The 21,642-nt window shown below is 72.4% G+C and carries 20 protein-coding genes and 1 tRNA gene; 12 read left to right on the forward strand and 9 right to left on the reverse strand.

The annotated features are described in order from the left end of the window. Window position 1: 1 nt before the first annotated feature. Window positions 2–829 carry an FHA domain-containing protein gene (locus IF19_RS0112110; RefSeq protein ID WP_030115873.1) on the reverse strand — a complete coding sequence of 276 codons (828 nt, stop codon included), beginning with the start codon at window positions 827–829 and terminating at the stop codon, window positions 2–4. 360 nt (window positions 830–1,189) lie between these two features. On the opposite strand from IF19_RS0112110, the gene IF19_RS0112115 reads away from it, so the two are divergent. The 5 genes from IF19_RS0112115 to IF19_RS0112135 all read left to right on the forward strand — a co-directional run bounded on the left by IF19_RS0112115 (window position 1,190) and on the right by IF19_RS0112135 (window position 6,014). Then, window positions 1,190–1,272, forward strand: a tRNA-Leu gene (locus tag IF19_RS0112115). Window positions 1,273–1,798: 526 nt separating this feature from the next. Continuing rightward, window positions 1,799–2,611 (forward strand): ScbR family autoregulator-binding transcription factor, encoded by an 813-nt coding sequence (locus IF19_RS0112120; RefSeq protein WP_030115874.1) that lies wholly within the window; start codon window positions 1,799–1,801, stop codon window positions 2,609–2,611. A 687-nt stretch (window positions 2,612–3,298) separates the two neighbouring features. Continuing rightward, entirely contained in the window at window positions 3,299–4,597 is a 1,299-nt protein-coding gene (locus tag IF19_RS0112125; protein WP_030115875.1) for a DUF2252 domain-containing protein, read from the forward strand. 101 nt (window positions 4,598–4,698) lie between these two features. Then, window positions 4,699–5,622: a J domain-containing protein gene (locus tag IF19_RS0112130; protein WP_030115876.1), complete on the forward strand. Its 924-nt coding sequence runs from the start codon at window positions 4,699–4,701 to the stop codon at window positions 5,620–5,622. A gap of 47 nt (window positions 5,623–5,669) precedes the next feature. Further along, entirely contained in the window at window positions 5,670–6,014 is a 345-nt protein-coding gene (locus tag IF19_RS0112135; RefSeq protein ID WP_030115877.1) for a rhodanese-like domain-containing protein, read from the forward strand. Window positions 6,015–6,095: 81 nt separating this feature from the next. On the opposite strand, the gene IF19_RS0112140 is transcribed toward IF19_RS0112135, so the two are convergent. The 6 genes from IF19_RS0112140 to paaA all read right to left on the reverse strand — a co-directional run bounded on the left by IF19_RS0112140 (window position 6,096) and on the right by paaA (window position 11,292). Further along, a complete protein-coding gene (locus IF19_RS0112140) occupies window positions 6,096–7,274 on the reverse strand; it encodes an acyl-CoA dehydrogenase family protein (RefSeq protein ID WP_030115878.1) in 1,179 nt (392 codons plus the stop codon). A gap of 352 nt (window positions 7,275–7,626) precedes the next feature. After that, window positions 7,627–8,685 carry a 2Fe-2S iron-sulfur cluster-binding protein gene (locus tag IF19_RS0112145; RefSeq protein WP_030115879.1) on the reverse strand — a complete coding sequence of 353 codons (1,059 nt, stop codon included), beginning with the start codon at window positions 8,683–8,685 and terminating at the stop codon, window positions 7,627–7,629. Continuing rightward, window positions 8,686–9,183 (reverse strand): 1,2-phenylacetyl-CoA epoxidase subunit PaaD, encoded by a 498-nt coding sequence (paaD, locus tag IF19_RS0112150; RefSeq protein ID WP_030115880.1) that lies wholly within the window; start codon window positions 9,181–9,183, stop codon window positions 8,686–8,688. Continuing rightward, window positions 9,177–9,893, reverse strand: coding sequence for a 1,2-phenylacetyl-CoA epoxidase subunit PaaC (paaC, locus tag IF19_RS0112155; protein WP_030120032.1), 717 nt, complete (start codon window positions 9,891–9,893; stop codon window positions 9,177–9,179). Before paaC ends, paaD begins: the two co-directional genes overlap by 7 nt. Then, on the reverse strand, window positions 9,890–10,180 hold the full coding sequence (gene paaB, locus IF19_RS0112160; RefSeq protein WP_030115881.1) for a 1,2-phenylacetyl-CoA epoxidase subunit PaaB: 291 nt from the start codon (window positions 10,178–10,180) through the stop codon (window positions 9,890–9,892). Before paaB ends, paaC begins: the two co-directional genes overlap by 4 nt. Next, complete coding sequence (gene paaA, locus IF19_RS0112165) at window positions 10,177–11,292, reverse strand: 1,2-phenylacetyl-CoA epoxidase subunit PaaA (RefSeq protein WP_030115882.1); 1,116 nt, start codon at window positions 11,290–11,292, stop codon at window positions 10,177–10,179. Before paaA ends, paaB begins: the two co-directional genes overlap by 4 nt. A 115-nt stretch (window positions 11,293–11,407) precedes the next feature. On the opposite strand from paaA, the gene IF19_RS0112170 reads away from it, so the two are divergent. Genes IF19_RS0112170 through IF19_RS0112180 form a run of 3 tightly spaced genes read left to right on the forward strand, consistent with a single transcriptional unit; the run spans window position 11,408 to window position 14,498 of the window. Beyond that, window positions 11,408–12,325: a DUF5819 family protein gene (locus IF19_RS0112170; protein ID WP_032747992.1), complete on the forward strand. Its 918-nt coding sequence runs from the start codon at window positions 11,408–11,410 to the stop codon at window positions 12,323–12,325. Continuing rightward, window positions 12,322–13,698: an HTTM domain-containing protein gene (locus tag IF19_RS0112175; protein WP_030115884.1), complete on the forward strand. Its 1,377-nt coding sequence runs from the start codon at window positions 12,322–12,324 to the stop codon at window positions 13,696–13,698. Before IF19_RS0112170 ends, IF19_RS0112175 begins: the two co-directional genes overlap by 4 nt. Next, window positions 13,695–14,498, forward strand: a complete 804-nt coding sequence (locus tag IF19_RS0112180; protein ID WP_030115885.1) for a TrmH family RNA methyltransferase — start codon at window positions 13,695–13,697, stop codon at window positions 14,496–14,498. Before IF19_RS0112175 ends, IF19_RS0112180 begins: the two co-directional genes overlap by 4 nt. A 19-nt stretch (window positions 14,499–14,517) precedes the next feature. Here IF19_RS0112180 and paaN read toward each other — a convergent pair whose 3' ends face one another. Then, a complete protein-coding gene (paaN, locus tag IF19_RS0112185) occupies window positions 14,518–16,218 on the reverse strand; it encodes a phenylacetic acid degradation protein PaaN (protein WP_030115886.1) in 1,701 nt (566 codons plus the stop codon). Window positions 16,219–16,374: 156 nt separating this feature from the next. On the opposite strand from paaN, the gene IF19_RS0112190 reads away from it, so the two are divergent. Next, window positions 16,375–16,971, forward strand: a complete 597-nt coding sequence (locus IF19_RS0112190; RefSeq protein ID WP_030115887.1) for a TetR/AcrR family transcriptional regulator — start codon at window positions 16,375–16,377, stop codon at window positions 16,969–16,971. 89 nt (window positions 16,972–17,060) lie between these two features. Here the strand turns inward: IF19_RS0112190 and IF19_RS0112195 are convergent, their stop codons facing one another. Next, window positions 17,061–17,600 carry an Lrp/AsnC family transcriptional regulator gene (locus IF19_RS0112195; RefSeq protein WP_078580530.1) on the reverse strand — a complete coding sequence of 180 codons (540 nt, stop codon included), beginning with the start codon at window positions 17,598–17,600 and terminating at the stop codon, window positions 17,061–17,063. A gap of 251 nt (window positions 17,601–17,851) precedes the next feature. On the opposite strand from IF19_RS0112195, the gene pdhA reads away from it, so the two are divergent. Genes pdhA through IF19_RS0112210 form a run of 3 tightly spaced genes read left to right on the forward strand, consistent with a single transcriptional unit; the run spans window position 17,852 to window position 21,596 of the window. Continuing rightward, on the forward strand, window positions 17,852–19,012 hold the full coding sequence (gene pdhA / locus IF19_RS0112200; RefSeq protein ID WP_030115889.1) for a pyruvate dehydrogenase (acetyl-transferring) E1 component subunit alpha: 1,161 nt from the start codon (window positions 17,852–17,854) through the stop codon (window positions 19,010–19,012). Beyond that, window positions 19,009–20,040 (forward strand): alpha-ketoacid dehydrogenase subunit beta, encoded by a 1,032-nt coding sequence (locus IF19_RS0112205; RefSeq protein WP_030115890.1) that lies wholly within the window; start codon window positions 19,009–19,011, stop codon window positions 20,038–20,040. Before pdhA ends, IF19_RS0112205 begins: the two co-directional genes overlap by 4 nt. Further along, a complete protein-coding gene (locus tag IF19_RS0112210; RefSeq protein WP_030115891.1) occupies window positions 20,040–21,596 on the forward strand; it encodes a dihydrolipoamide acetyltransferase family protein in 1,557 nt (518 codons plus the stop codon). The genes IF19_RS0112205 and IF19_RS0112210 overlap by 1 nt, the downstream gene beginning before the upstream one ends. Window positions 21,597–21,642 lie beyond the last annotated feature (46 nt).

Below are 21,642 nucleotides of genomic sequence, written 5' to 3' on the forward strand. Positions count from 1 at the left end.
TTCACCCTTCGGCTTGCCGGTAAACGATGGTGGTGCTGCCCACGACGATCCGCGAGCCGTCGCGGAGCGTAGCGCGGGTGGTGTGCTGCCCGTCCACCACGATGCCGTTGGTGGACCCTAGATCCTGGATCGTCGAGGGCGTTCCGGTCCGGATCTCACAGTGCCGGCGCGATACGCCGGGGTCGTCGATCCGCACGTCGGCGTCGGTGGAGCGTCCCATCACCAACGTCGGGCGGGAGATCTGATGGCGGGTGCCGTTGATCTCGATCCAGTGCCGCGTCCGGGCGCCCGGCATGGGGCCGGGCGCGGCCGGAGGGCGCCGGTCGCTCGTGGGGGCCGGGGACCGGCCGGAGCCCGGCGGCGGGGCCGCGGGCATGGGCGGAGCGGCGCTCGGGGGGTAGCCGTAGCCGCCCGGGGCGGCGGGCCGCTGGCCCGCCTGGTCCTGCTGTGACGTACTCGACGCCAGGGTGCGGCTGCGCACCCGGTAGAGCCCGGTGTCGAGGTCGTCGGCCTTCTCCAGGTGGACCTTGATCGGGCCCATGAAGGTGTAGCGCTGCTGCTTGGCGTAGTCGCGCACCAGGCCGGAGAGTTCGTCGCCCAGCTGCCCGGAGTACGGGCTGAGCCGCTCGTAGTCGGGCGTGCTGAGTTCGACGATGAAGTCGTTGGGTACGACCGTCCGCTCGCGGTTCCAGATCGTCGCGTTGTTGTCGCACTCGCGCTGGAGCGCGCCGGCGATCTCGACGGGCTGCACCTCGGACTTGAAGACCTTGGCGAAGGTGCCGTTGACCAGCCCCTCGAGGCGCTGCTCGAAACGCTTCATGACCCCCACGGGGCACCTCCTCCGTTGTCATCGTCCCTGTACTGCTTACTGATCGTATCCACGCGTCGGGAAATCGGCTGGTTCCCCTTGTCTGGCCTGTGGATGAGTGTCACCCCTCACACGGATCGTAGAGGTGGCCTCCTCCCAGTGTCCCGCACCCGGGGAACACCCGGGAGGAGTGGGGGGAGACGGTGAGAGGTTCCGTCCCGGCGGATCGGAGGTTCCCGACCGATGGGTTCGGGATTCCCGCTTCCCCTCCGGGGGACGGTGAAACAACGGATGTGAATCCACCCTGTCCAGCGTGCTAATCTTCCGTTTGTCGCCAGGCGCTCGCACCACACGGTGAGGGAGTCTGAAAACACCACTCATGCGCGAGTGGCGGAACGGCAGACGCGCTGGCTTCAGGTGCCAGTGTCCTTCGGGACGTGGGGGTTCAAATCCCCCCTCGCGCACAACGGGCAGTCGTCATCGACTGTCGGGTTGGTTCGTAAGAACCCCCGCTTCGGAGAGATCCGGAGCGGGGGTTTTTCGTTGTCGGTCTCCGGTCTGCCCGCCGCGTTGTTCGCCGGTCCGCCCTCCGCGGTTTCGTCGTCCGGCGGTCGGTCCGCCGGTCCGTCGGTCCACCGGTCCGGGTTCGGTGCGTTGGCGCTGTGTGCGGGTGGGGCTCCGGTGCGATCGTGCGGGTGCGGCGGTTCTCGGTGGGTTCGGGACCGGTTCCCGGGCGATCCCGACGGCGCGGCGCGTGTTCTTCGGCGGGGGCTCGTGTCATCGGTGAACGGGCGGGGTACGGACAGGCGCGTGGGAGAAAGCGGGTGCGGCGAACGCCCGTCGGCGGTGGTGCGGCGGGGCGGTGCGCGTTTTCCGGACAGACCGAGGACCGGCACGACAGCGTGCTTGCATACGCTGACCGCAGAGGTTGGATCGACGGCGGCTCGGCGGCGAAGGGCCGAGCCGCACAGAACGTTCCGGAGGCAGGAAATGGCGAAGCAGGCTCGCGCGGTCCAGACGTGGCGGTCGATCGTGGAGGCGGCGGCGAGCGTCTTCGACGACTACGGCTACGAGCGTGCGGCCATCTCGGAGATCCTCCGCCGCGCGAAGGTCACCAAAGGAGCCCTGTACTTCCACTTCGCCTCCAAGGAGGCCATCGCGCAGGCGATCATGGACGAGCAGACCTCCACGGTCGAGTTCGAGCAGGAGGGATCGCCGCTCCAGTCGCTGGTGGACGGCGGCCAGCAGTTCGCCTTCGCCCTTCGTCACAACGCGATGGCCCGCGCGGGTACCAGGCTCTCCATCGAGGGCGTCTTCCTCGGCGGCCCGCACCCGTGGGGCGACTGGATCGACGCGACCGCCCGGATGCTGGAGCTGGGTCAGGAACGCGGTGAGGTGTTTCCTCAGATCGACCCCATGGTGTCGGCGAAAATCATCGTCGCCTCGTTCACCGGTATCCAGTTGGTCTCGGAAGCCGATACCGGTCGCGCCGATCTGCGCGAGCAGGTGGCGGAGATGTGGCGCCACATCCTGCCCTCCATCGCTCACCCCGGAGTGATCGCCCACATCAAGCCGGAGGGCCGGGTCGACCTGGCCGCTCAGGCGCGGGAGGAGGCGGAGCGGGAGGCCCGGGGCGCGGCGGACGCCGAGGGTTCCGGCGCCGGCTCGGAGGCGGGCGCTCCGACGGGTGACGCGGGCCTGCGGAGCGACGGATCCGATCCCGCTGCGCGGACCGGGCGGGAGGGCGACGAGGACGACACGGAGCCGGCGGCTGCGGGGATCGCGACCGGCGGAGTCGCCTGACCTGGACCGGACCGGTGTGCCTGCCCGCTCGGAACGGCGGGGCGGACGCGTCTCGGGCGGTTGTGTGTCGTCCTGCGTTCCTGGTGCTTCTTCGGCGATGCGGTATTTCTCAGGGTGATGCGGCACTTCTCTGGTGATGCGGCACTTCTCTGGCGGTGCGGCACTTCTCTGGCGGTGCGGCACTTCTCTGGCGGTGCGGCACTTCTCTGGCGGTGCGGTGTTTCACGTGAAACATCCGATTCTTCATGATCATCATACGGTACGGCTGTGAGGGCTCCGGCCGCGCCAGGAGGCGTTGTTCGTCCGCCTGAGGGTGTTTCCACGGGCGCACCTCGCGTAATTCTGGACAACTTCGCAGCGCTTCTTGTCACTTACGTCCTGTGACCTCGCCGGAAGGGCGCGGAGGGCCGCGTGGTCGCACGGTTGTCTACAGGGCCCGGCGGGTTCGCGGCCGCGGCGGTACCGTCGTGCTCGGTCACTGATGGACAGGGCCGCCGGCCGCCGGAGAGGCGACGGCCGGGCGCGGTACGAGGGTGGGGGAGGCGACGCTCCATGGGCGGAACCGAGGCGACGATGTCCGAGCAGCGCACGCGGGACGAGAGCCCGCGCATTCCGGTCGTACCCGGGTTCGCCCGGTGGGGGGCGGGACTCTCGCCCAAGGCGTCGGGCAAGGCGCTGCGCGAACGGGTGCCGCGGTCTTCGCACGCCTCGTTGGCCCTGCCGCCGGGGCGGCCGGACGCCGTACGGGCGGTGGAGGAGTCGAACCGCGGTCGCGTGCCGGGGCTGACGCCGATACGGGTGGGCCGGATGGCGGCCACCCCGTTCGCCTTCCTGCGGGGCGCGGCCGGTCTGATGGCCCACGACCTCACGGGCACCCCCGTCACCGGGGTGGGCGCCCAGCTCTGCGGCGACGCGCACGCGGCCAACTTCGGCCTCTACGGTGACGCCCGGGGCAGCCTGATCATCGATCTGAACGACTTCGACGAGACCGTCTTCGGCCCGTGGGAGTGGGACCTCAAGCGGCTCGCCACCTCCCTGGTGCTGGCGGGCCGGGCCGCCGGGGCCGACGAGGACACCTGCCGCCGGGGCGCGTACGACGCCGTCGGCGCCTACCGGCGCACGATGCGGCTGCTGGCCCGGCTGCCCGCCCTCGACGCCTGGAACGCGATCGCCGACGAGGAACTCGTCTCGCACACGGACGCGCGTGATCTGGCCGGCACCCTGGAGCGGGTCTCGGAGAAGGCGCGCAACAACACCAGCGCCCGCTTCGCCGCCCGTTCCACCGAGGAGTGCCCCGACGGCAGCCGGCGCTTCGTGGACGCCCGGCCCGTGCTGCGCAGGGTCCCCGATGCCGAGGCCGCGGCCGTGGCCGCCGGGCTCGGCGGCTACCTCTCCACGGTCTCCGAGGACCGGGTGCCGCTCCTGGCCCGCTACGCGATCCAGGACGTGGCGTTCCGGGTCGTCGGCACCGGCAGTGTGGGGACCCGGTCGTACGTGGTGCTGCTGCTCGACCACCGCGGCGAACCGCTGGTCCTGCAGGTGAAGGAGGCCCGCCCCTCGGTGCTCGCCCCGCATCTGCCCGCGGTCGGCTTCGACGCGCCGGAGGCGGCGCACGAGGGGCGCCGGGTGGTGCTCGGACAGAAGCGGATGCAGGTCGTCAGCGACATCCTGCTCGGCTGGGCGGACGTCGACGGCCGCCAGTACCAGGTCCGGCAGTTCCGGAACCGCAAGGGCAGCGTGGACCCCGCCGCGCTCCCCGCCGACCAGGTGGACGACTACGGGCGGATGACCGGCGCGCTGCTCGCCAGGGCGCACGCGCACAGTGCTGATCCCCGCCTGCTGGCGGGCTACTGCGGCAAGAACGACCAGCTGGACGAAGCGGTGGCGGCCTTCGCCGTGACGTACGCGGACCGGACGGAGGCGGATCACGCGGAACTGGTGCGGGCGGTCAAGGCGGGCAGGCTGGCGGCCGAGTTCGGCGTATGACGGATCCGTGAGAGACGGCGTCCGCGCTCCGGTGCGCGCGGCGGCGGGAGCGGGACCACCGGGTGTGCCGCCCCGCCTCGCCGTGGCCATACGCTGGACGGGTGACCCACGAAGCCGCCGGGGTGCCGACCACCCGGAACGATGAAGACCGGCAGGACAGCGACCGCCCCGACGCGTCGCGGCCCGCGCCGGAAACGCAGGACCACGCCCCGGGTGCGCCGGACGCCGCCGGCGGGCCCGAGGGCGCCGCGCCGCGTCCCGAGGCGCGGCTGGCCAAGGCGGTGCAGGCCGCCGAGCAGGCGCTGATCGAGTTCGAGATCGCCGTGGAGACCTTCCGGGTGGAGGTCGAGAACTTCTCCCGGCTGCACCACCAGAAGCTCGGCCCGATGTACGCGCGCCTCGACGAGCTGGACGCGCTGATCGCGGAGGCGCGGGCGGCCCGCACCAAGGACCCGGAGGACGAGCGCAAGGCGCGCGAGGCGCGGGCCGCCGTCCTGCCCATGCCCGGCGTCGACGAGCTGTTCCACGACTGGATGGACGGCGACGGGCTCTCCCCCGAGGCGGCCGCCATGCTCACCGAGCAGCCGGTCAGGCCGCCGAAGCGGGTCCGGCCGAGCGAGGAGGCCCGCAGGCTCTACCGGGACCTGGCCCGCAAGGCGCACCCCGATCTCGCCCAGGACGAGACGGAGCGGCAGCGCCGTGACGAGTTCATCGCCCGGGTCAACGCCGCCTACGGCCGCGGCGACGTCGAGCTGCTCAAGGAACTCGTCGAGGAGTGGGCGGCAGGACCGGTACCGCCCCCGGCGCCGCTGAGCGAGAGCGAGGAGCTCTACGCCCGGCTGGAGTGGCTCACCCGGCGCAAGGAACTGCTGACCGTCCTCGCCCAGGAGCTGGAGGAGGGGCCGATCGGCTCGATGCTGCGAATGGCTCCGGACGATCCGGACCAGCTTCTGGAGGACATCGCGGAGCAACTGCTGGGCGAGGTGTCCCGGCGGGAGTCCGAGCTCGCGGAGATGGTGCAGTAGCGTTCCCGGTGACCCCTGGCGCGTACGTACGAGAGAAGGCATGACTCATGAACTTCGCCCCGCTGCCCTCGGTGGACGCCGCGGCGGTGCCGTCGGACGGCTTCGTCCTGGACGTCCGTGAGAACGACGAGTGGGCGGCCGGTCATGTCGAGGGCGCGCTGCACATCCCGATGAGCGACTTCGTGAGCCGGTTCGGCGAGCTGACCGAGGCCGCCGAGGACGGCCGGCGCGTGCACGTGATGTGCCGGGTCGGCGGCCGGTCGGCCCAGGTCACCCAGTACCTGGTCCAGCAGGGCATCGACGCGGTGAACATCGACGGCGGCATGCAGGCGTGGGACGGCGCCGGGCGCCCGATGACCACGGACAACGGGACGCCCGCCTTCGTTCTCTGATCCCCCGCCGGGCCCGGTGCGGCGGCCCTGTTCCGTCGGCCGCCGCCTCTGCTCCGCTGCCTGCCCGTCGCCCGTGGCCCGTCAGCCGAGCGGGTGGGCGGCCAGCAGGTCGCCCAAAGCCTCCTCGTGGGCCGTGGCCGGGCCGAGGGAGAGCTCGATCTGTTTCGCCCAGGCGTGGAAGCGGTGCAACGGGTAGTCGGTGTCCGCGCCGAAGCCGCCGTGCAGGTGCTGGGCGGTCTGCACGACGCGGCGGACGCCGTCCGAGGCCCAGATCTTCGCCACGGCGACATCGGCCGCGGCGGGCAGCGGGCCGCCTGCGTCGGCCGAGAGGCGCCAGGCGGCCTGCCAGAGCGTCGCCTCCATCGCCCGCAGGTCGATGTACCGGTCGGCGGCCTGCACCGCCACCGCCTGGAACGTGGCGACCGGGAACCCGAACTGCTCCCGCTTGCCGGTGTACTCGGCGGTCATCGCGAGCACTCTCTCGCCGAGGCCGAGCGCGAGCGCGCACGTTCCCGTGGTCAGAAGGGACCGCAGCCAGTCCCAGCAGCCCTCCGTCTCGATCAGCTCGCGGGCCTCGACGCGCACCGCGTCGAACCGGACCTCGGCCAGGAGTTCGCCGCTGGTGGAGACCTGGTCCTCCAGGGTGACGCCGTCGCGGGTACGCGGCACGAGAGCCAGGACCGCCCGTCCCCGGGCGGTGTGCGCGGGAACGGCGATCCGGTCGGCCACCCGGGCCCAGGGGACCGCGGTCTGGACGCCGTCCAGCACCCAGCCGGAGCCGTCCGCCCCTGCACCGACGCCTTGGGGGCTGCCTTCGCCTTCACTCTCGGGCCGTGCGGTGACGGCGAGTTCGGCCGGGTCGTGGCCGCTGCGTCCGTTGGCCGCCGCCGTCAGGATCAGCTCGCCGGTGGCCACCCGCGGCAACAGCTCCGCCGCGAGACCGTCCTCGGCATAGCGCTGGACCGTCGTCGCCACCGCGCAGCTCTCCAGCAGCGGGACCCGGGCCAGCACCTTCGCCGACTCCCGCAGGACCAGGCAGAGCGCGATCGGGTCGAGGCCCGCTCCTCCGTGGTCCGGCGACAGCGTGAGCCCGAGCAGGTCCGTGCGCGCGAGTTCCTGCCACAGCTCCCGGTCGATGTCCTTCGCCACGGCCCCCGGGGTGAGGGCGGGGCTGGGCGCGCGGTCGGGTGCGACGTCCGAGAAGACGGCCCGGGCCGCTTCGACGGCCGCCCGCTGTTCCTCGGTGAAGGTGAAGTCCACGATCCCGGCCTCCCGCTGCTCGTCGGCTGCCCGCCGCTGCCCGGCGGCGTTCTGACGGGGCGTCAAGATAGAACAGGTTCCAGAAGAAGGGAACAGGCGGGAGGGCCCGACGACCTGAGCGAACGCGGTGGTGGCCCGCCCCGGTCATCCGCACGGTTCCGGCGGTCCCGCCGAACCTCCCCGCCCGCGCGAACCTGCGTGCCTACGAACCGGTGTGCCCGTGAACCTCCGTACCCGTGAACCTCCGTACCCGTGAACCTCCGTACTCGCGAACCCGTCTGCACACGTGAGCCTGCCGAACGCGCCAACGCAACGGCCTCAGCGGATTCTCCAGGCTTCGGGGACTGCCGTCTCAGCGGTCGAAGTCCAGCTCCACCTCCGGGGTCAACGGGTGCGACTGGCAGGCCAGCACGAAGCCCGCCTCGGTCTCCTCGGGTTCCAGCGCGAAGTTGCGGTCCATCCGCACCTCGCCCGTGACGAGAAACGCCCGACAGGTCCCGCACACCCCGCCCTTGCAGGCGTACGGAGCGTCCGCCCGGCTCCGCAGCACCGTCTCCAGCAGGGATTCGGAGTCCTGCACGGGCCACCTCCCGGAGCGTCCGTGCAGAGTCGCCGTCAGCACCGAGTCGGAGGGAGCCGCGACCTTGACCACCGTCGCGTCCACGGGGCCCTCATCGACGTGGAAGATCTCCTGGTGGACCCGGGCGCGGTCGACCCCGAGCGCCCGCAGCGCCCTCTCCGTGCCCTTCACGAGGCCGAGCGGCCCGCACAGGAACCAGCCGTCCACCTCCGCGACCGGAAGCACGGCGGGCAGCAGGCCGGTGAGCCGTTCGGTGTCCAGCCGTCCGGAGGGGAGTCCGGCCGACTGCTCCTCCCGGGAGAGCGCGGTGACCAGCTGGAAGCGGTCCGGATACCGGTCCTTGAGTTCGGCCACCTCGTCCAGGAACATCGTCGACGCCGCCGTGCGGTCACTGCGGATCAGGCAGAACCGGGCCGTGGGCTCCCGGTCGAGCGAAGTGGCCGCCATGGACAGCACCGGGGTGATGCCGCTGCCGCCGACCACGGCGGCGAACAGCCCCGGGCGCGGCCTCAGGACGAAGCGGCCCATCGGCGGCATGGCCTCCACCTGGTCCCCGACGGCCAGCTCCTTCAGCGCGTACGTGGAGAACGCGCCGCCCTCGACCATGCGGATGCCCACACGCAGAACCGGCTCGCCGGGGGCCTCGACGGCGGGCGCGCAGATCGAGTACGAACGGCGGACCTCCTGGCCGTCCACCGTGTACCGCACGTTCAGATGCTGGCCGGGGGCGTGGCGGAAGGTCTCGCGCAGTTCGGCCGGCACGGCGAGGGTCACGGCCACCGCGTCGTCCGTGATCCGTTCGATCGCGCTGACCCGGAGCGGATGGAACATCTACAACTCCTTGAAGTGGTCGAACGGTTCACGACAGGCGACGCAGCGCCGCAGGGCCTTGCAGGCCGTGGAGGAGAACCGGCTGAGCAGCTCGGTGTCGGTGGAACCGCAGTGCGGACAGCGGACCGACAGCGTCAGCGGCACCGGGCCGCCGTCCGTGCTGTGGGAGCGGGGCGGGGCGATGCCGAACTCCGCGAGCTTGCGGCGCCCTTCGGCGCTGATGTCGTCCGTCGACCAGGCGGGGGCCAGGACCGTGACGACGGAGACCTCCGGCACACCGTGGTCGTGCAGCACCCGCTCGATGTCGGCGGACATGGCCTCGATCGCCGGGCAGCCGGTGTACGTCGGGGTGAGGTGCACGGTCACCCGCCCCGGTCCCTCCATCCGGACGTCCCGTACGACACCCAGCTCCGCCAGGGTCAGCACCGGGAGCTCGGGGTCGGGGACGGAGCCGGCGAGGTCGCGCAGCTCCGCCTCCAGCCGGGTGTCGGTCACCATGACGCCCCCGGGTGGCTGCGGTGCAGATGCTGCATCTCGGCGATCATGCGGCCGAACGGCTCGGTGTGCAGGCCCTGCCGGCCGGCTCCGGCCGCCCAGCCCCCGGACTGCGGCCCCGTGGGGAGGTTCAGCGTGGCGCGCTCGACCGTCTCGGTGACGGCGGTGAGCCACGTGGTGCGCAGTTCCTCCCGGTCGACACCGGAGTCCGGCCCGTCCAGCCCTTCGACCGGCTGGAACATCTCGCCGGTGAACCGCCACAGCGCGTCCAGTCCGGCCTGCGTCCGGCGGTGGCTCTCCTCGGTGCCGTCCCCGAGCCGGAGGACCCACTGCTCGGCGTGGTCGCGGTGGTAGGCCACCTCCTTGACGGCCTTGGCCGCCAGTGGGGCGAACGCGCCGTCCCCGGCCGCCAACCGCTCGTACAGCAGGTGCTGGTAGACGGAGAAGTAGAGCTGCCGGACGATGGTGTGGGCGAAGTCCCCGTTGGGCTGCTCGACCAGTTGGAGGTTGCGGAAGGCGCGCTCCTCGCGGAGGTAGGCCAGCTCGTCCTCGTCGCCGGCGAGCGAGAGCAGCACCCGCGCCTGTCCCAGCAGGTCCAGGGCGATGTTGGCGAGGGCGACCTCCTCCTCCAGAACGGGGGCGTGGCCGGCCCACTCCCCCAGCCGGTGCGAGAGCACCAGCGCGTCGTCGCCGAGGGCGAGTGCTGCGTTCACAGGTGCTTCACCCCGTCCGGGATCTCGTAGAACGTCGGGTGGCGGTAGGGCTTGTCGGCGGCCGGCTCGAAGAAGGAGTCCTTCTCGTCGGGGGAGGAGGCGGTGACCGCGGTGGACGGGACCACCCAGATCGAGACGCCCTCCGAGCGGCGGGTGTAGAGATCGCGGGCGTTGCGCAGGGCCATCTCCGCGTCGGGCGCGTGCAGGCTGCCCGCATGGGTGTGGGACAGTCCGCGGCGCGAGCGCACGAACACCTCCCACAGGGGCCAGTCGGTCGAGCTGCTCATGCCGTCTCCTCCACATGCCGCGCGGACGCGGCGGTCCGTGCCGATGGCTGGTCCGATGCCGATGCCGATGCAGGGCTTGAGGCCGGGGCCGCTGCCGGTGGGGCGGACGGTGACGGCTTCGGGGCGTGCTTGGCGGCGTACGCGGCCGCCGCCTCCCGGACCCAGGCGCCTTCCTCGTGGGCCCTGCGCCGCTGGGTGATCCGCTGCTCGTTGCAGGGGCCGTTGCCCTTGAGGACCTCCTGGAACTCCGACCAGTCGATCGCGCCGAACTCGTGGCGGCCCAGCTCCTCGTTCCACCGGATGTCGGGGTCCGGGAGCTCCAGGCCCAGTGCCTCGGCCTGGGGCACGCAGATGTCCACGAACCGGCGGCGCAGCTCGTCGTTGGAGTGCCGCTTGATCTTCCAGGCCATGGACTGCTCGGAGTGCGACGAGGCGTCGTCGGGCGGGCCGAACATCATCAGGGAGGGCCACCACCAGCGGTTCACCGCGTCCTGGGCCATCGCGTGCTGGGCCTCGGTGCCGCGGCTGAGGGCGAGGAGCAGCTCGTACCCCTGGCGCTGGTGGAAGGACTCCTCCTTGCAGATCCGGACCATCGCGCGGGCGTACGGGCCGTAGGAGCAACGGCAGAGGGGCACCTGGTTGGTGATCGCCGCCCCGTCCACCAGCCAGCCGATCGCGCCGACGTCCGCCCAGGTCAGCGTGGGGTAGTTGAAGATCGACGAATAGCGCTGGCGGCCCGCGTGCAGCTTGTCGAGCAGTTCGTCGCGGCTGGCCCCCAGGGTCTCGGCGGCGCTGTAGAGGTACATCCCGTGGCCGGCCTCGTCCTGCACCTTGGCCATGAGGATCGCTTTGCGGCGCAGCGAGGGCGCGCGGGTGATCCAGTTCGCCTCGGGCTGCATGCCGATGATCTCGGAGTGGGCGTGCTGGGCCATCTGGCGTATCAGGGTCGCCCGGTAGGCGTCCGGCATCCAGTCGCGCGGCTCGATCCGCTCGTCCGCCGCCACGGTCGCGTCGAAGGCCGCGACGCGGTCCGCCTCGGCATCCGCCGTGCGCCCCGCGTCCACCGTGCCGAGCGTCTTCTGCGTCGTCTGGTCCGCAGTCACTGCCGCCATCCCGGGCTCCCTACCGACCGATCGTTCGGTTCCTTGACTTCAATGGTGAGTCGGAGGCCCGTAGGGTGTCAACCCTGTGGATAACTGAGTGGTGATCGACGGTGATCGGGGCGGGATGGATTCGGACCACGGCAGGAGTTCCGCGGGCGGGGGGAAGGACGCCTGGCCGCAGGCGTCCCACCGGCCGGCGGAAACGCAGGACGCTCCCGGGGCCATACCGCCGACACCCCGCCCGCCGCAGGTGACGGCCGGGCCTCCCGCACCGCACTCAGCGCCCGTACCGCCCCCGGCGGCCGGTACGACGGAGCCCGCAGGATCCTCCGCGACGGCCGAGCCCGCCGCAGGCCGGGGCATAGCCGGACTCTCCTTCCCGTACCAGGTGGTCGCGGCCCTGGCGCTCTCCCTGATCGGGCTGCTCGCCTGTGCGCACGTGGCCATGGTGTTCCTGCACGTCGCCCCGTCCAACACGCTGACCAAGCAGCACGGGAAGACGATCGACGACTGGATCTACCCGGAGTTCGAACAGAACTGGAAGCTCTTCGCACCCAATCCGCTCCAGCAGAACGTCGCCGTCCACGTGCGTGCCGAAGTGGCGGGCGAGGACGGCCGCCGCACGACCCGGTGGATGAACCTGACCCACGAGGACACCCAAGGGATCCGCGGCAACCTCTTCCCCAGCCACGTGGACCAGAACGAGCTCCGCCGGGGCTGGGACTTCTACGTCAACTCCCACGACAGCGACAACCGTCCCAACGGCATGCGGGGGGAGCTCTCCGAGCGCTACGTACGCCGCATCGCCATGCTGCGCCTCAGCGAGCGCGACTACGGCGGCACCATCGAGCGCATCCAGCTCCGCTCCGCCACCAGCTCCGTCGCCCCGCCCCCGTGGAGCACCGAGAAGGTCAGTACCCGGCCCGTCCACCGCGTCCTCCCCTGGTGGACCGTGACTCCCGACGATCTTCCCGAGAGCGCCGGCGAGCGGAGCCGTGACGTGAGCGGAAGCGCTGCACACGGCAGGGAGGCGGACCGGTGACCATCCCCTCGCCCGCGTCCCCCGCCGCGGTCCCGCCCCCGCGGCGCCCCGCCCGCCCGGCCGGTGCCCGTCCCGGCGGCGGCCCGGCCCGCGCTCTCCAGCGCGTCACCGCCTCGGCCCTCGGCCCGTACCAGAGCGCCGTCGTCCGGATCGGCTTCGCCGCCACCTACCTGTTCTTCCTGGTCCGCGAGGTGCCGAACCGCCACGAGCTGTACGGCCCCGACAGCCCGTGGCACTGGGAGCTGGCCCGTCGGCTCACGGACGGCAACGATGCGTTCTCGGTCCTCATGTGGTCCGACAGCACGGTCTGGTTCGAGGTCGTGTACGCGATCACGCTGCTGTCCGCCACGGCGCTGATGCTCGGGTGGCGGACCCGGACGATGTCCGTGCTCTTCATGGTCGGCGTGCTCTCGGTGCAGAACCGCAGCATCTTCATGGGCGACGGCGGCGACAACGTCGTCCACCTCATGGCGATCTACCTGGTGCTGACCCGGTGCGGCCAGGTCTGGTCGCTGGACGCCCGGCGCGCGCTGCGCGACGCACGGCGCGCCGCGGCGGGCCTGCCGCCCGTGCGGGACATCGTCGGCCCGGTGCTGTGGGTGGTCCTCGGCCCGGTCCTCGTGGCGGCCACCGCGCTGGGCGGGCTCGGCGGCACCTGGTGGCTGCCGGCCCTGCTGTGGGTGCTCTGGCTCTCCGCGGCCGTCTGGTGGGCGGTGAACCTCTACCAGCCGGCCGGGCAGTTCCGCGCTCTTCTCGACGTTCTGGCCAACCTCGCGCACAACGCCACGCTCGCCGTGATCATGGCCGAGGTCTGTCTGATCTACGCGACCGCCGGCTGGTACAAGATCCAGGGGACGCGCTGGCAGGACGGCACCGCGCTGTACTACCCGCTCAACCTGGACTACTTCACCCCGTGGCCGGCCCTGTCGGACCTCTTGGGGGCCAGCGGGCTGATGGTGATGGTGCTGACGTACGGCACGGTCATCGTCCAGGTCGCCTTTCCGTTCACGCTGTTCAACCGGCGCGTCAAGAACGTCCTGCTGGTCGCGATGATCTGCGAGCACGCGGGGATCGCCCTGCTGCTCGGGCTGCCGTTCTTCTCGATGGCGATGATCGCGGCCGACGCGGTGTTCCTCCCGACGGTCTTCCTCGTCTGGCTGGGCGCCCGGGTCACGGCCGGCAGGCGGCGGCTCCTCTCCGGTCTGCCCGGCCCGTGGCGCACACGGGAGAGGGCCGGAGCACCCGGAACGCCCGGAGGCGAGAACGGCTCTTCGGGGTCGGCATGGTCCGGAGCGGCGCGGGACGGCGGCGAGGGCGGTACGGAGGAGCCGCGGCGCGGGGGCGGCGGCGAGGGCCATACGCTCGTCGGGTGAGCAGCGAGACCGGCAGAACCCAGCAGCCCCCGGCAGCGGAGGGCCCCGTACCGGCGGAGGGCACCCCGGCGGGGCCCCTCCAGGAGACCGCCCGGGGCCCGGCCCAGGACGCCACCCGCGTCGAATCCGGCCGGGAAGCGCCCCAGGACGAACCCCTCCAGTACGACGAGGGGTACGGCCAAGCCATCGGCGTCGGGCCGCATCCGCTGCCCTGGCCCGAGGACGAGCGGTACGACCCCGAGCTGCTGGCCTCGGGCGACCGGCGCAACGTCGGCGACACGTACCGCTACTGGACCCGGGAGGCGATCGTCGCCGACCTCGACCTGCGGCGCCACGACTTCCACGTGGCCGTGGAGAACTGGGGCCACGACTTCAACATCGGCTCGGTGGTGCGGACCGCCAACGCCTTCCTGGCCAAGGAGATCCACATCGTGGGCCGCCGGCGCTGGAACCGGCGCGGCGCCATGGTCACCGACCGCTACCAGCATGTGCGCCACCACCCCGACACCGCGGACCTGACCGCGTGGGCGGCCGCCGAGGGGCTGCCGATCATCGGGATCGACAACCTCCCCGGCGCGGTGCCGCTGGAACGCACCGAGCTGCCGCGCCGCTGCGTCCTGCTGTTCGGGCAGGAGGGGCCGGGCCTCACCGAGGAGGCGCGGGAGCACGCCTCCCTGGTGTGCTCGATCGCGCAGTTCGGCTCGACACGGTCCATCAACGCGGGCGCCGCCGCGGCGATCGCGATGCACGCGTGGATCCAGCGCCACGCCGACGTCCCCGACCCCCGGGACGCCGGCTGACCCGCCGGCCGCCGCCCGGCTACGCTTGGCGGCGCACCTCCACCACGCGGAAGCGGTTGGCGACGAAGGCCGCGTCGCACAGGGCGGCGTTGGCGGCGGGGTTGCCCCCGGAGCCGTGGAAGTCGGAGAAGGCCGCGGTCTGGTTGACGTAGACCCCGCCGGTCAGGTTCAGCGAGAGCTGGGCGGACTCGTCCAGGCAGACGTCCTCGATCGCGCGCTCCACCTCGGGCGAGGTGGTGTAGGCGCCGACCGTCATCGCGCCCTTCTCACGGATCGTGCGGCGGAGCAGCTCCAGGGCGGCGGGTGTCGACTCGACGGCGACGGCGAAGGAGACCGGGCCGAAGCACTCGGACAGATAGGCCGCGTCGTCGTCGGTCTTGGTGCCGTCGAGCTTCACGATCACGGGCGTACGGACGACGGCGTCGGGGAACTCGGCGTTGGCGACCGTGCGCGAGGGGAGGGCCACTTCGCCCAGCTCGCCGGCGGCCTCCACCCGGGCCCGTACGTCCGGGTTGACCAGCGCGCCGAGCAGGGCCGAGGCGCGGGCGTCGTCGCCGAGCAGCCCGGTGACGGAAGCCGCGATGTCGGCGACGACGTCGTCGTAGGACTTGGCGCCGTCGTCGGTGGTGATGCCGTCCCGGGGGATCAGCAGGTTCTGCGGGGTGGTGCACATCTGGCCGCTGTACAACGACAGGGAGAACGCGATGTTGGCGAGCATGCCCCGGTAGTCGTCGGTGGAGTCGACGACGATCGTGTTGACGCCGGCCTTCTCCGTGTAGACCTGGGCCTGTCGGGCGTTCTCCTCCAGCCAGTCGCCGAAGGCGGTCGAGCCGGTGTAGTCGATGATCCGTACCTCGGGGCGGAGCGCCAGGGTCTTGGCGACGCCCTCGCCCGGGCGCTCGGCGGCCAGCGCGACCAGATTCGGGTCGAAGCCCGCCGCGTCGAGCACCTCGCGGGCGATGGACACCGTGACGGCCAGCGGGAGCACGGCGCGCGGGTGCGGCTTGACCAGCACCGGGTTGCCGGTGGCGAGGGAGGCGAAAAGGCCCGGGTAGCCGTTCCAGGTGGGGAAGGTGTTGCAGCCGATGACCAGCGCGACGCCCCGGCCGGAGGCGATGAACGACTTGTGCAGCTTCAGCGGGTCGCGCTTGCCCTGGGGCTTGGACCAGTCGGCCGTCTCCGGGGTGCGGACCTGCCCCCGGTAGGCGTACGCCACGGCCTCCAGGCCCCGGTCCTGCGCGTGCGGGCCGCCCGCCTGGAGCGCCATCATGAACGCCTGGCCGCTCGTGTGCATCACCGCGTGCGCCAGCTCGTGGGTGTGGGCGCTGATCCGCGACAGGATCTCCAGACAGACCAGGGCCCGGATCTCCGGGCCGGCCGCCCGCCACGCGCCCATGCCCGCCCTCATCGCCGGAAGCAGGACGTCCGGATCGACGTGCGGATACTCGACGCCCAGCTCCGGCCCGTACGGCGACACCTCCCCGCCCACCCAGCCGTCGGTGCCCGGCTGCCCCAGGTCGAACCGGGAACCCAGCAGCGCGTCGAAGGCGGCCTTGCCCTCGGCCGCTCCCAGACTGCCCGGGGCGCCGCCCTCCCCGTACGCCTTCGGGTGCTCGGGGTGCGGTGACCAGTACGCGCGCGTACTGATCGCGTCGAGAGCCTGGTCGAGCGTGGTCCGGTGGGTCTCGGACAGCTGCTGGGGGGTGAGCGCGGCGGCCATGGCGGACCAACTCCTCATCGAGCCGGGCGGGGACGTACGGATGGAGTTAGAGTAACCGAACGATCGGTCGGGACAAGGGGGCCCGGGGAACCTGTGGACAACTTCGACGGTCCCCGCCTGTGCGGGGCCGATCCCTCATGGGGGAGGATCGCGGACATGACCACGGCCAAGCGGGACACGTACACCCCGGAGACCCTGCTCACCGTCGCCGTCCGTGTCTTCAACGAGCGCGGCTACGACGGCACGTCCATGGAGCACCTCTCCCGGGCGGCGGGCATCTCGAAGTCCTCCATCTACCACCACGTCGCGGGCAAGGAGGAGTTGCTGCGCCGGGCCGTGAGCCGGGCGCTCGACGGGCTCTTCGCCGTCCTCGACGAGCCGGGGGCGCAGCGCGGGCGCGCGGTCGAGCGGATCGAGTACGTCACGCGCCGGACGGTCGACGTGCTGATGGCCGAGCTCCCCTACGTCACCCTGCTGCTGCGCGTGCGCGGCAACACCCAGACGGAGCGCTGGGCGCTGGAGCGCCGACGCGAGTTCGACCAGCGGGTCGCGGAGCTGCTCCAGGCCGCGGTGGCGGAGGGCGACCTCCGGGCGGACGTGGACATACGGCTGGCCACCCGGCTGCTGTTCGGCATGGTGAACTCGCTGGTCGAGTGGTACCGGCCGCAGCCGGGCGGGTTCCCGGGCGAGGAGCAGCTCGCGGACACGATCGTCCGGCTCGCCTTCGAGGGGATGCGCGCGAACGGCCGCTGAGCGGGCGGCCGCGGGCCGCTGCCGGGGGCCCAATGGCGGGTGCGCGCCCGGCCGGGTGTGGCCGCGGCGCGTTCGGGCGTCCCGCGCGGTCAGGCGAGTTCGGCGGGGCGGTCCGGGAGCGGTCCTAGGTCCGTCTCCTCGAACACCAGCAGCGTGCGCGTCGAGAGCACTTCGGGGATCGACTGGATCCGGGTGAGGACCAGTTCGCGCAGCGCCCGGTTGTCCGGCGTGTGCACCAGGAGCAGTACGTCGAAGTCGCCGCTGACCAGCGCGATGTGCGTGGCTCCGGGCAGGGCCTGGAGCTGTTCGCGCACGGTGCGCCAGGAGTTCTGCACGATCTTGAGCGTGATGTACGCGGACGCCCCCTGCCCCGCCCGCTCGTGGTCGATCCGGGCGCCGAAGCCGCGGATCACGCCGTCCTCGACGAGCCGGTTGATCCGGGCGTAGGCGTTGGCGCGCGATACGTGGACCCGTTCGGCCACGGACCGTATCGAAGCGCGGCCGTCCGTCCGGAGGATGCGCAGGATGTCGCGGTCGACGGCGTCCAGCGGCCGGGCGGGCGGGACTGGGGCCGGATCGGCCGCCCGGACCGGTTCGTCGCCCGTGTCGGCCATTTGTTCAGCTGCCATCGGCCCGCGCCTCCCTGTCGTGGACGACCTGTACCCATCCCAGGCTGTGGAGAACCGTTTGTCCACAGGCTGGAGGCACCTGTAGCCAAAATGCGCTCGCGACCGAACAATCGGTAGGTGAGGCACACCACATTCGTGCCCGCCAGCTCGTCGACGTCTCGTTCCGCCTCTCCGACGTCGCGCTCCCGATCGACAGCCATCGACGCCCCGATCGACATCGTCGGTCCCCTCGACGCCAGGAGGTGCTTCCCATGACGGTCCAAGAGCTGCCCGGCGCGGCCGCCTACCGGCCCACGCCGCCCCCGGCCTGGAAGCCGATCACCGACCCCGCCCCGCTGCTCCCGGACCCGGAGCCCTACCGGGTGCTCGGTACGGACGCGGTCGCCGACGCCGACCCGGAGCTGCTGCTGAGGCTCCATGCCGAGCTGGTGCGCGGCCGCCGGTACAACGCGCAGGCCACCGCGCTGACGAAGCAGGGCCGGCTGGCGGTCTACCCGTCGAGCACCGGCCAGGAGGCGTGCGAGGTCGCCGCCGCGCTGGTCCTGGAGGAGCGCGACTGGCTCTTCCCGAGCTACCGCGACACACTGGCTGCCGTCGCGCGCGGCCTGGACCCGGTCGAGGCGCTGACCCTGCTGCGCGGCGACCGGCACACCGGCTACGACCCGCGCGAACACCGCATCGCCCCCCTGTGCACGCCGCTGGCCACCCAGCTCCCGCACGCCGTGGGGCTGGCCCACGCGGCCCGGCTCAAGGGCGATGACGTGGTGGCGCTCGCCATGGTCGGCGACGGCGGCACCAGCGAGGGCGACTTCCACGAGGCGCTGAATTTCGCGGCCGTCTGGAAGGCTCCTGTCGTCTTCCTCGTCCAGAACAACGGTTTCGCGATCTCCGTTCCGCTGGCCAAGCAGACCGCCGCCCCCTCCCTGGCCCACAAGGCCGTCGGATACGGGATGCCCGGCCGCCTCGTCGACGGCAACGACGCGGCCGCCGTGCACCAGGTGCTGGGCGACGCCGTGGCGCGGGCCCGGCGCGGCGAGGGCCCGACGCTGGTCGAGGCCGTCACCTACCGCATGGACGCCCACACCAACGCCGACGACGCCACGCGCTACCGCGTCGACAGCGAGGTCGAGGCGTGGAAGGCGCACGATCCGGTGCGGCTGCTGGAGCGGGAGCTGCTGGAGCGCGGCCTGCTGGACGAGACGGGCGTCGAGCGGGCGAAGGAGGCCGCCGAGCGCATGGCCGCCGCGCTGCGCGACCGGATGAACGCCGATCCGGAGCTGGCGCCGATGGACCTGTTCGCCCACGTCTACGCCGAGCAGACCGACCAGCTCCGGGCGCAGGCCGCCGCTCTGCGGGCCGAGCTGGACGCCGAGCAGGACCATGACGAGCACGGCACGGAGGCGGGACGATGACCACCGCGGCAGCGACGGCCGGCGGTCGTACGACGAAGGCGAAGCCGGCCACGATGGCGCAGGCTCTCGGGCGCGCGCTCCGCGACTCCATGGCCGAGGACTCCACGGTCCACGTGCTCGGCGAGGACGTGGGCACGCTCGGCGGGGTCTTCCGGATCACGGACGGGCTGGCGAAGGAGTTCGGCGACGACCGCTGTACCGACACCCCGCTGGCCGAGGCGGGCATTCTCGGCGCGGCCGTCGGCATGGCGATGTACGGGCTGCGGCCCGTGGTGGAGATGCAGTTCGACGCGTTCGCCTACCCGGCGTTCGAACAGCTGATGAGCCATGTGGCCAAGATGCGCAACCGCACCGGCGGGGCCATGCCGCTGCCGATCACCGTGCGGGTGCCGTACGGGGGCGGGATCGGCGGCGTCGAGCACCACAGCGACTCCTCCGAGGCGTACTACATGGCGACGCCGGGGCTGCACGTCGTCACACCGGCCACGGTCGAGGACGCGTACGGGCTGCTGCGGGCGTCGATCGCCTCGGACGACCCGGTGGTCTTCCTGGAGCCGAAGCGGCTCTACTGGTCGAAGGCCGACTGGTCGCCCGAGGCCCCGGCGGCGGTCGAGTCGATCGGCAGGGCCGTGGTGCGGCGCTCCGGGCGCAGCGCCACCCTGATCACCTACGGACCTTCCCTGCCGGTCTGCATGGAGGCCGCCGAGGCGGCGGTCGCCGAGGGCTGGGACCTCGAAGTGGTGGACCTGCGCTCGCTGGTGCCGTTCGACGACGAGACGGTGGCCGCGTCGGTACGGCGCACCGGGCGCGCGGTTGTCGTCCACGAGTCCCCCGGATTCGGCGGGCCGGGCGGGGAGATCGCGGCACGGATCACCGAACGCTGCTTCCACCATCTGGAGGCCCCGGTGCTGAGGGTGGCCGGGTTCGACATCCCGTACCCGCCGCCGATGCTGGAGCGGCACCATCTGCCGGGAGTGGACCGGGTGCTCGACGCGGTGGCGCGGTTGCAGTGGGAGGCGGACAGCTGATGGCCCAGGTGCTCGAGTTCAAGCTGCCGGACCTCGGTGAGGGGCTGACCGAGGCGGAGATCGTCCGCTGGCTGGTGGAGGTGGGCGACGTCGTCGCCATCGACCAGCCCGTCGTCGAGGTCGAAACGGCCAAGGCCATGGTGGAGGTGCCCTGCCCGTACGGGGGCGTGGTGACCGCGCGCTTCGGCGAGGAGGGTACGGAACTCCCGGTCGGCGCGCCGCTGCTGACGGTCGCGGTGGGCGCGACGGAGTCCTCGTCCTCCCTCGGCACCGCTGCCGACCAGGCCGGTTCCCGGGAGTCCCGGAACGGCGGGGCCGTCGCGGATGATTCTGCCGCCGGTGCAGGGCAGGATTCCGGTTCCGGTTCGGCTTCCGGTTCCGGTTCGGGGAACGTGCTCGTGGGGTACGGGACGGGGGCCCCGGCCGCCCGGCGCCGCCGCATCCGGCCGCAGCCGACCGCCCTCAACGGCACGCCCGCCGCCGCGTCGGCGTCCGCGTCGGCATCCGCTTCGGGGTCTACTGCCCCCGGGCCCGTCGTCGCCGGACCCTTGACCGGTTCCGCTTCCGCGACCGCCGGGCCGGTGGCCGGTGCCGCTCCGGCGACCGCCTTGGCCGGTGAGGTGGACGGCCGGGAGGGCCCGGTGGCCGTCGTGTCACCGCTCGTACGCCGGCTGGCCCGGCAGCACGAGATCGATCTGCGGCGGCTGACGGGCTCGGGTCCCGACGGGCTGATCCTGCGGGCCGATGTCGACGCCGCGATCCGGCTGGCCGGGGAGGCGGCGGAGGCGGAGAGCCGTTCGGCCGACGCGTCTGCCCGGCGGGCTGTTCCGGAGCGGACGGCCTCGGGCGAGGCGGCCGCCGAGCGCGTTCCGCTGCGGGGGGTGCGCGGAGCGGTCGCGGACAAGCTGTCGCGCAGCCGCACCGAGATCCCGGACGCCACGTGCTGGGTCGACGCCGACGCCACCGAACTGATGGCGGTCAGGGCCGCGATGAACGCGGCGACGGGCCCGTCCGCAGGGCCGAAGGTGTCGGTCCTGGCCCTGCTGGCGAGGATCTGCACGGCGGCGCTCGCCCGGTACCCCGAGCTGAACTCCACGGTGGACACGGAGGCCCGGGAGATCGTCCGGCTGCCCGGCGTGCACCTCGGGTTCGCGGCCCAGACCGAGCGGGGCCTCGTCGTCCCGGTCGTCCGGGACGCGCACACCCGCAACGCCGAGTCGATCGGGGCGGAGATCGCCCGGCTGACCGAGCTGGCCCGGACCGGGAAGCTCAGCCCGGCCCAGCTCACCGGGGGCACGTTCACGCTCAACAACTACGGGGTGTTCGGGGTCGACGGTTCGACGCCGATCATCAACCACCCGGAGGCGGCCATGCTCGGCGTCGGCCGGATCATGCCCAAGCCCTGGGTGCACCAGGGGGAGCTGGCCGTGCGTCAGGTCGTCCAGCTGTCGCTCACCTTCGACCACCGGGTCTGTGACGGCGGTACGGCGGGCGGCTTCCTCCGGTACGTGGCGGACTGCGTGGAACAACCGGCGGTGCTGCTGCGCACGCTGTAGCGGGGAGGGCGCGTGCTCGGCGGGCGCCGGGGCGCCGGGCGGGCGC

The organism is Streptomyces californicus (assembly GCF_000717645.1).
Classification (GTDB): domain Bacteria; phylum Actinomycetota; class Actinomycetes; order Streptomycetales; family Streptomycetaceae; genus Streptomyces; species Streptomyces californicus.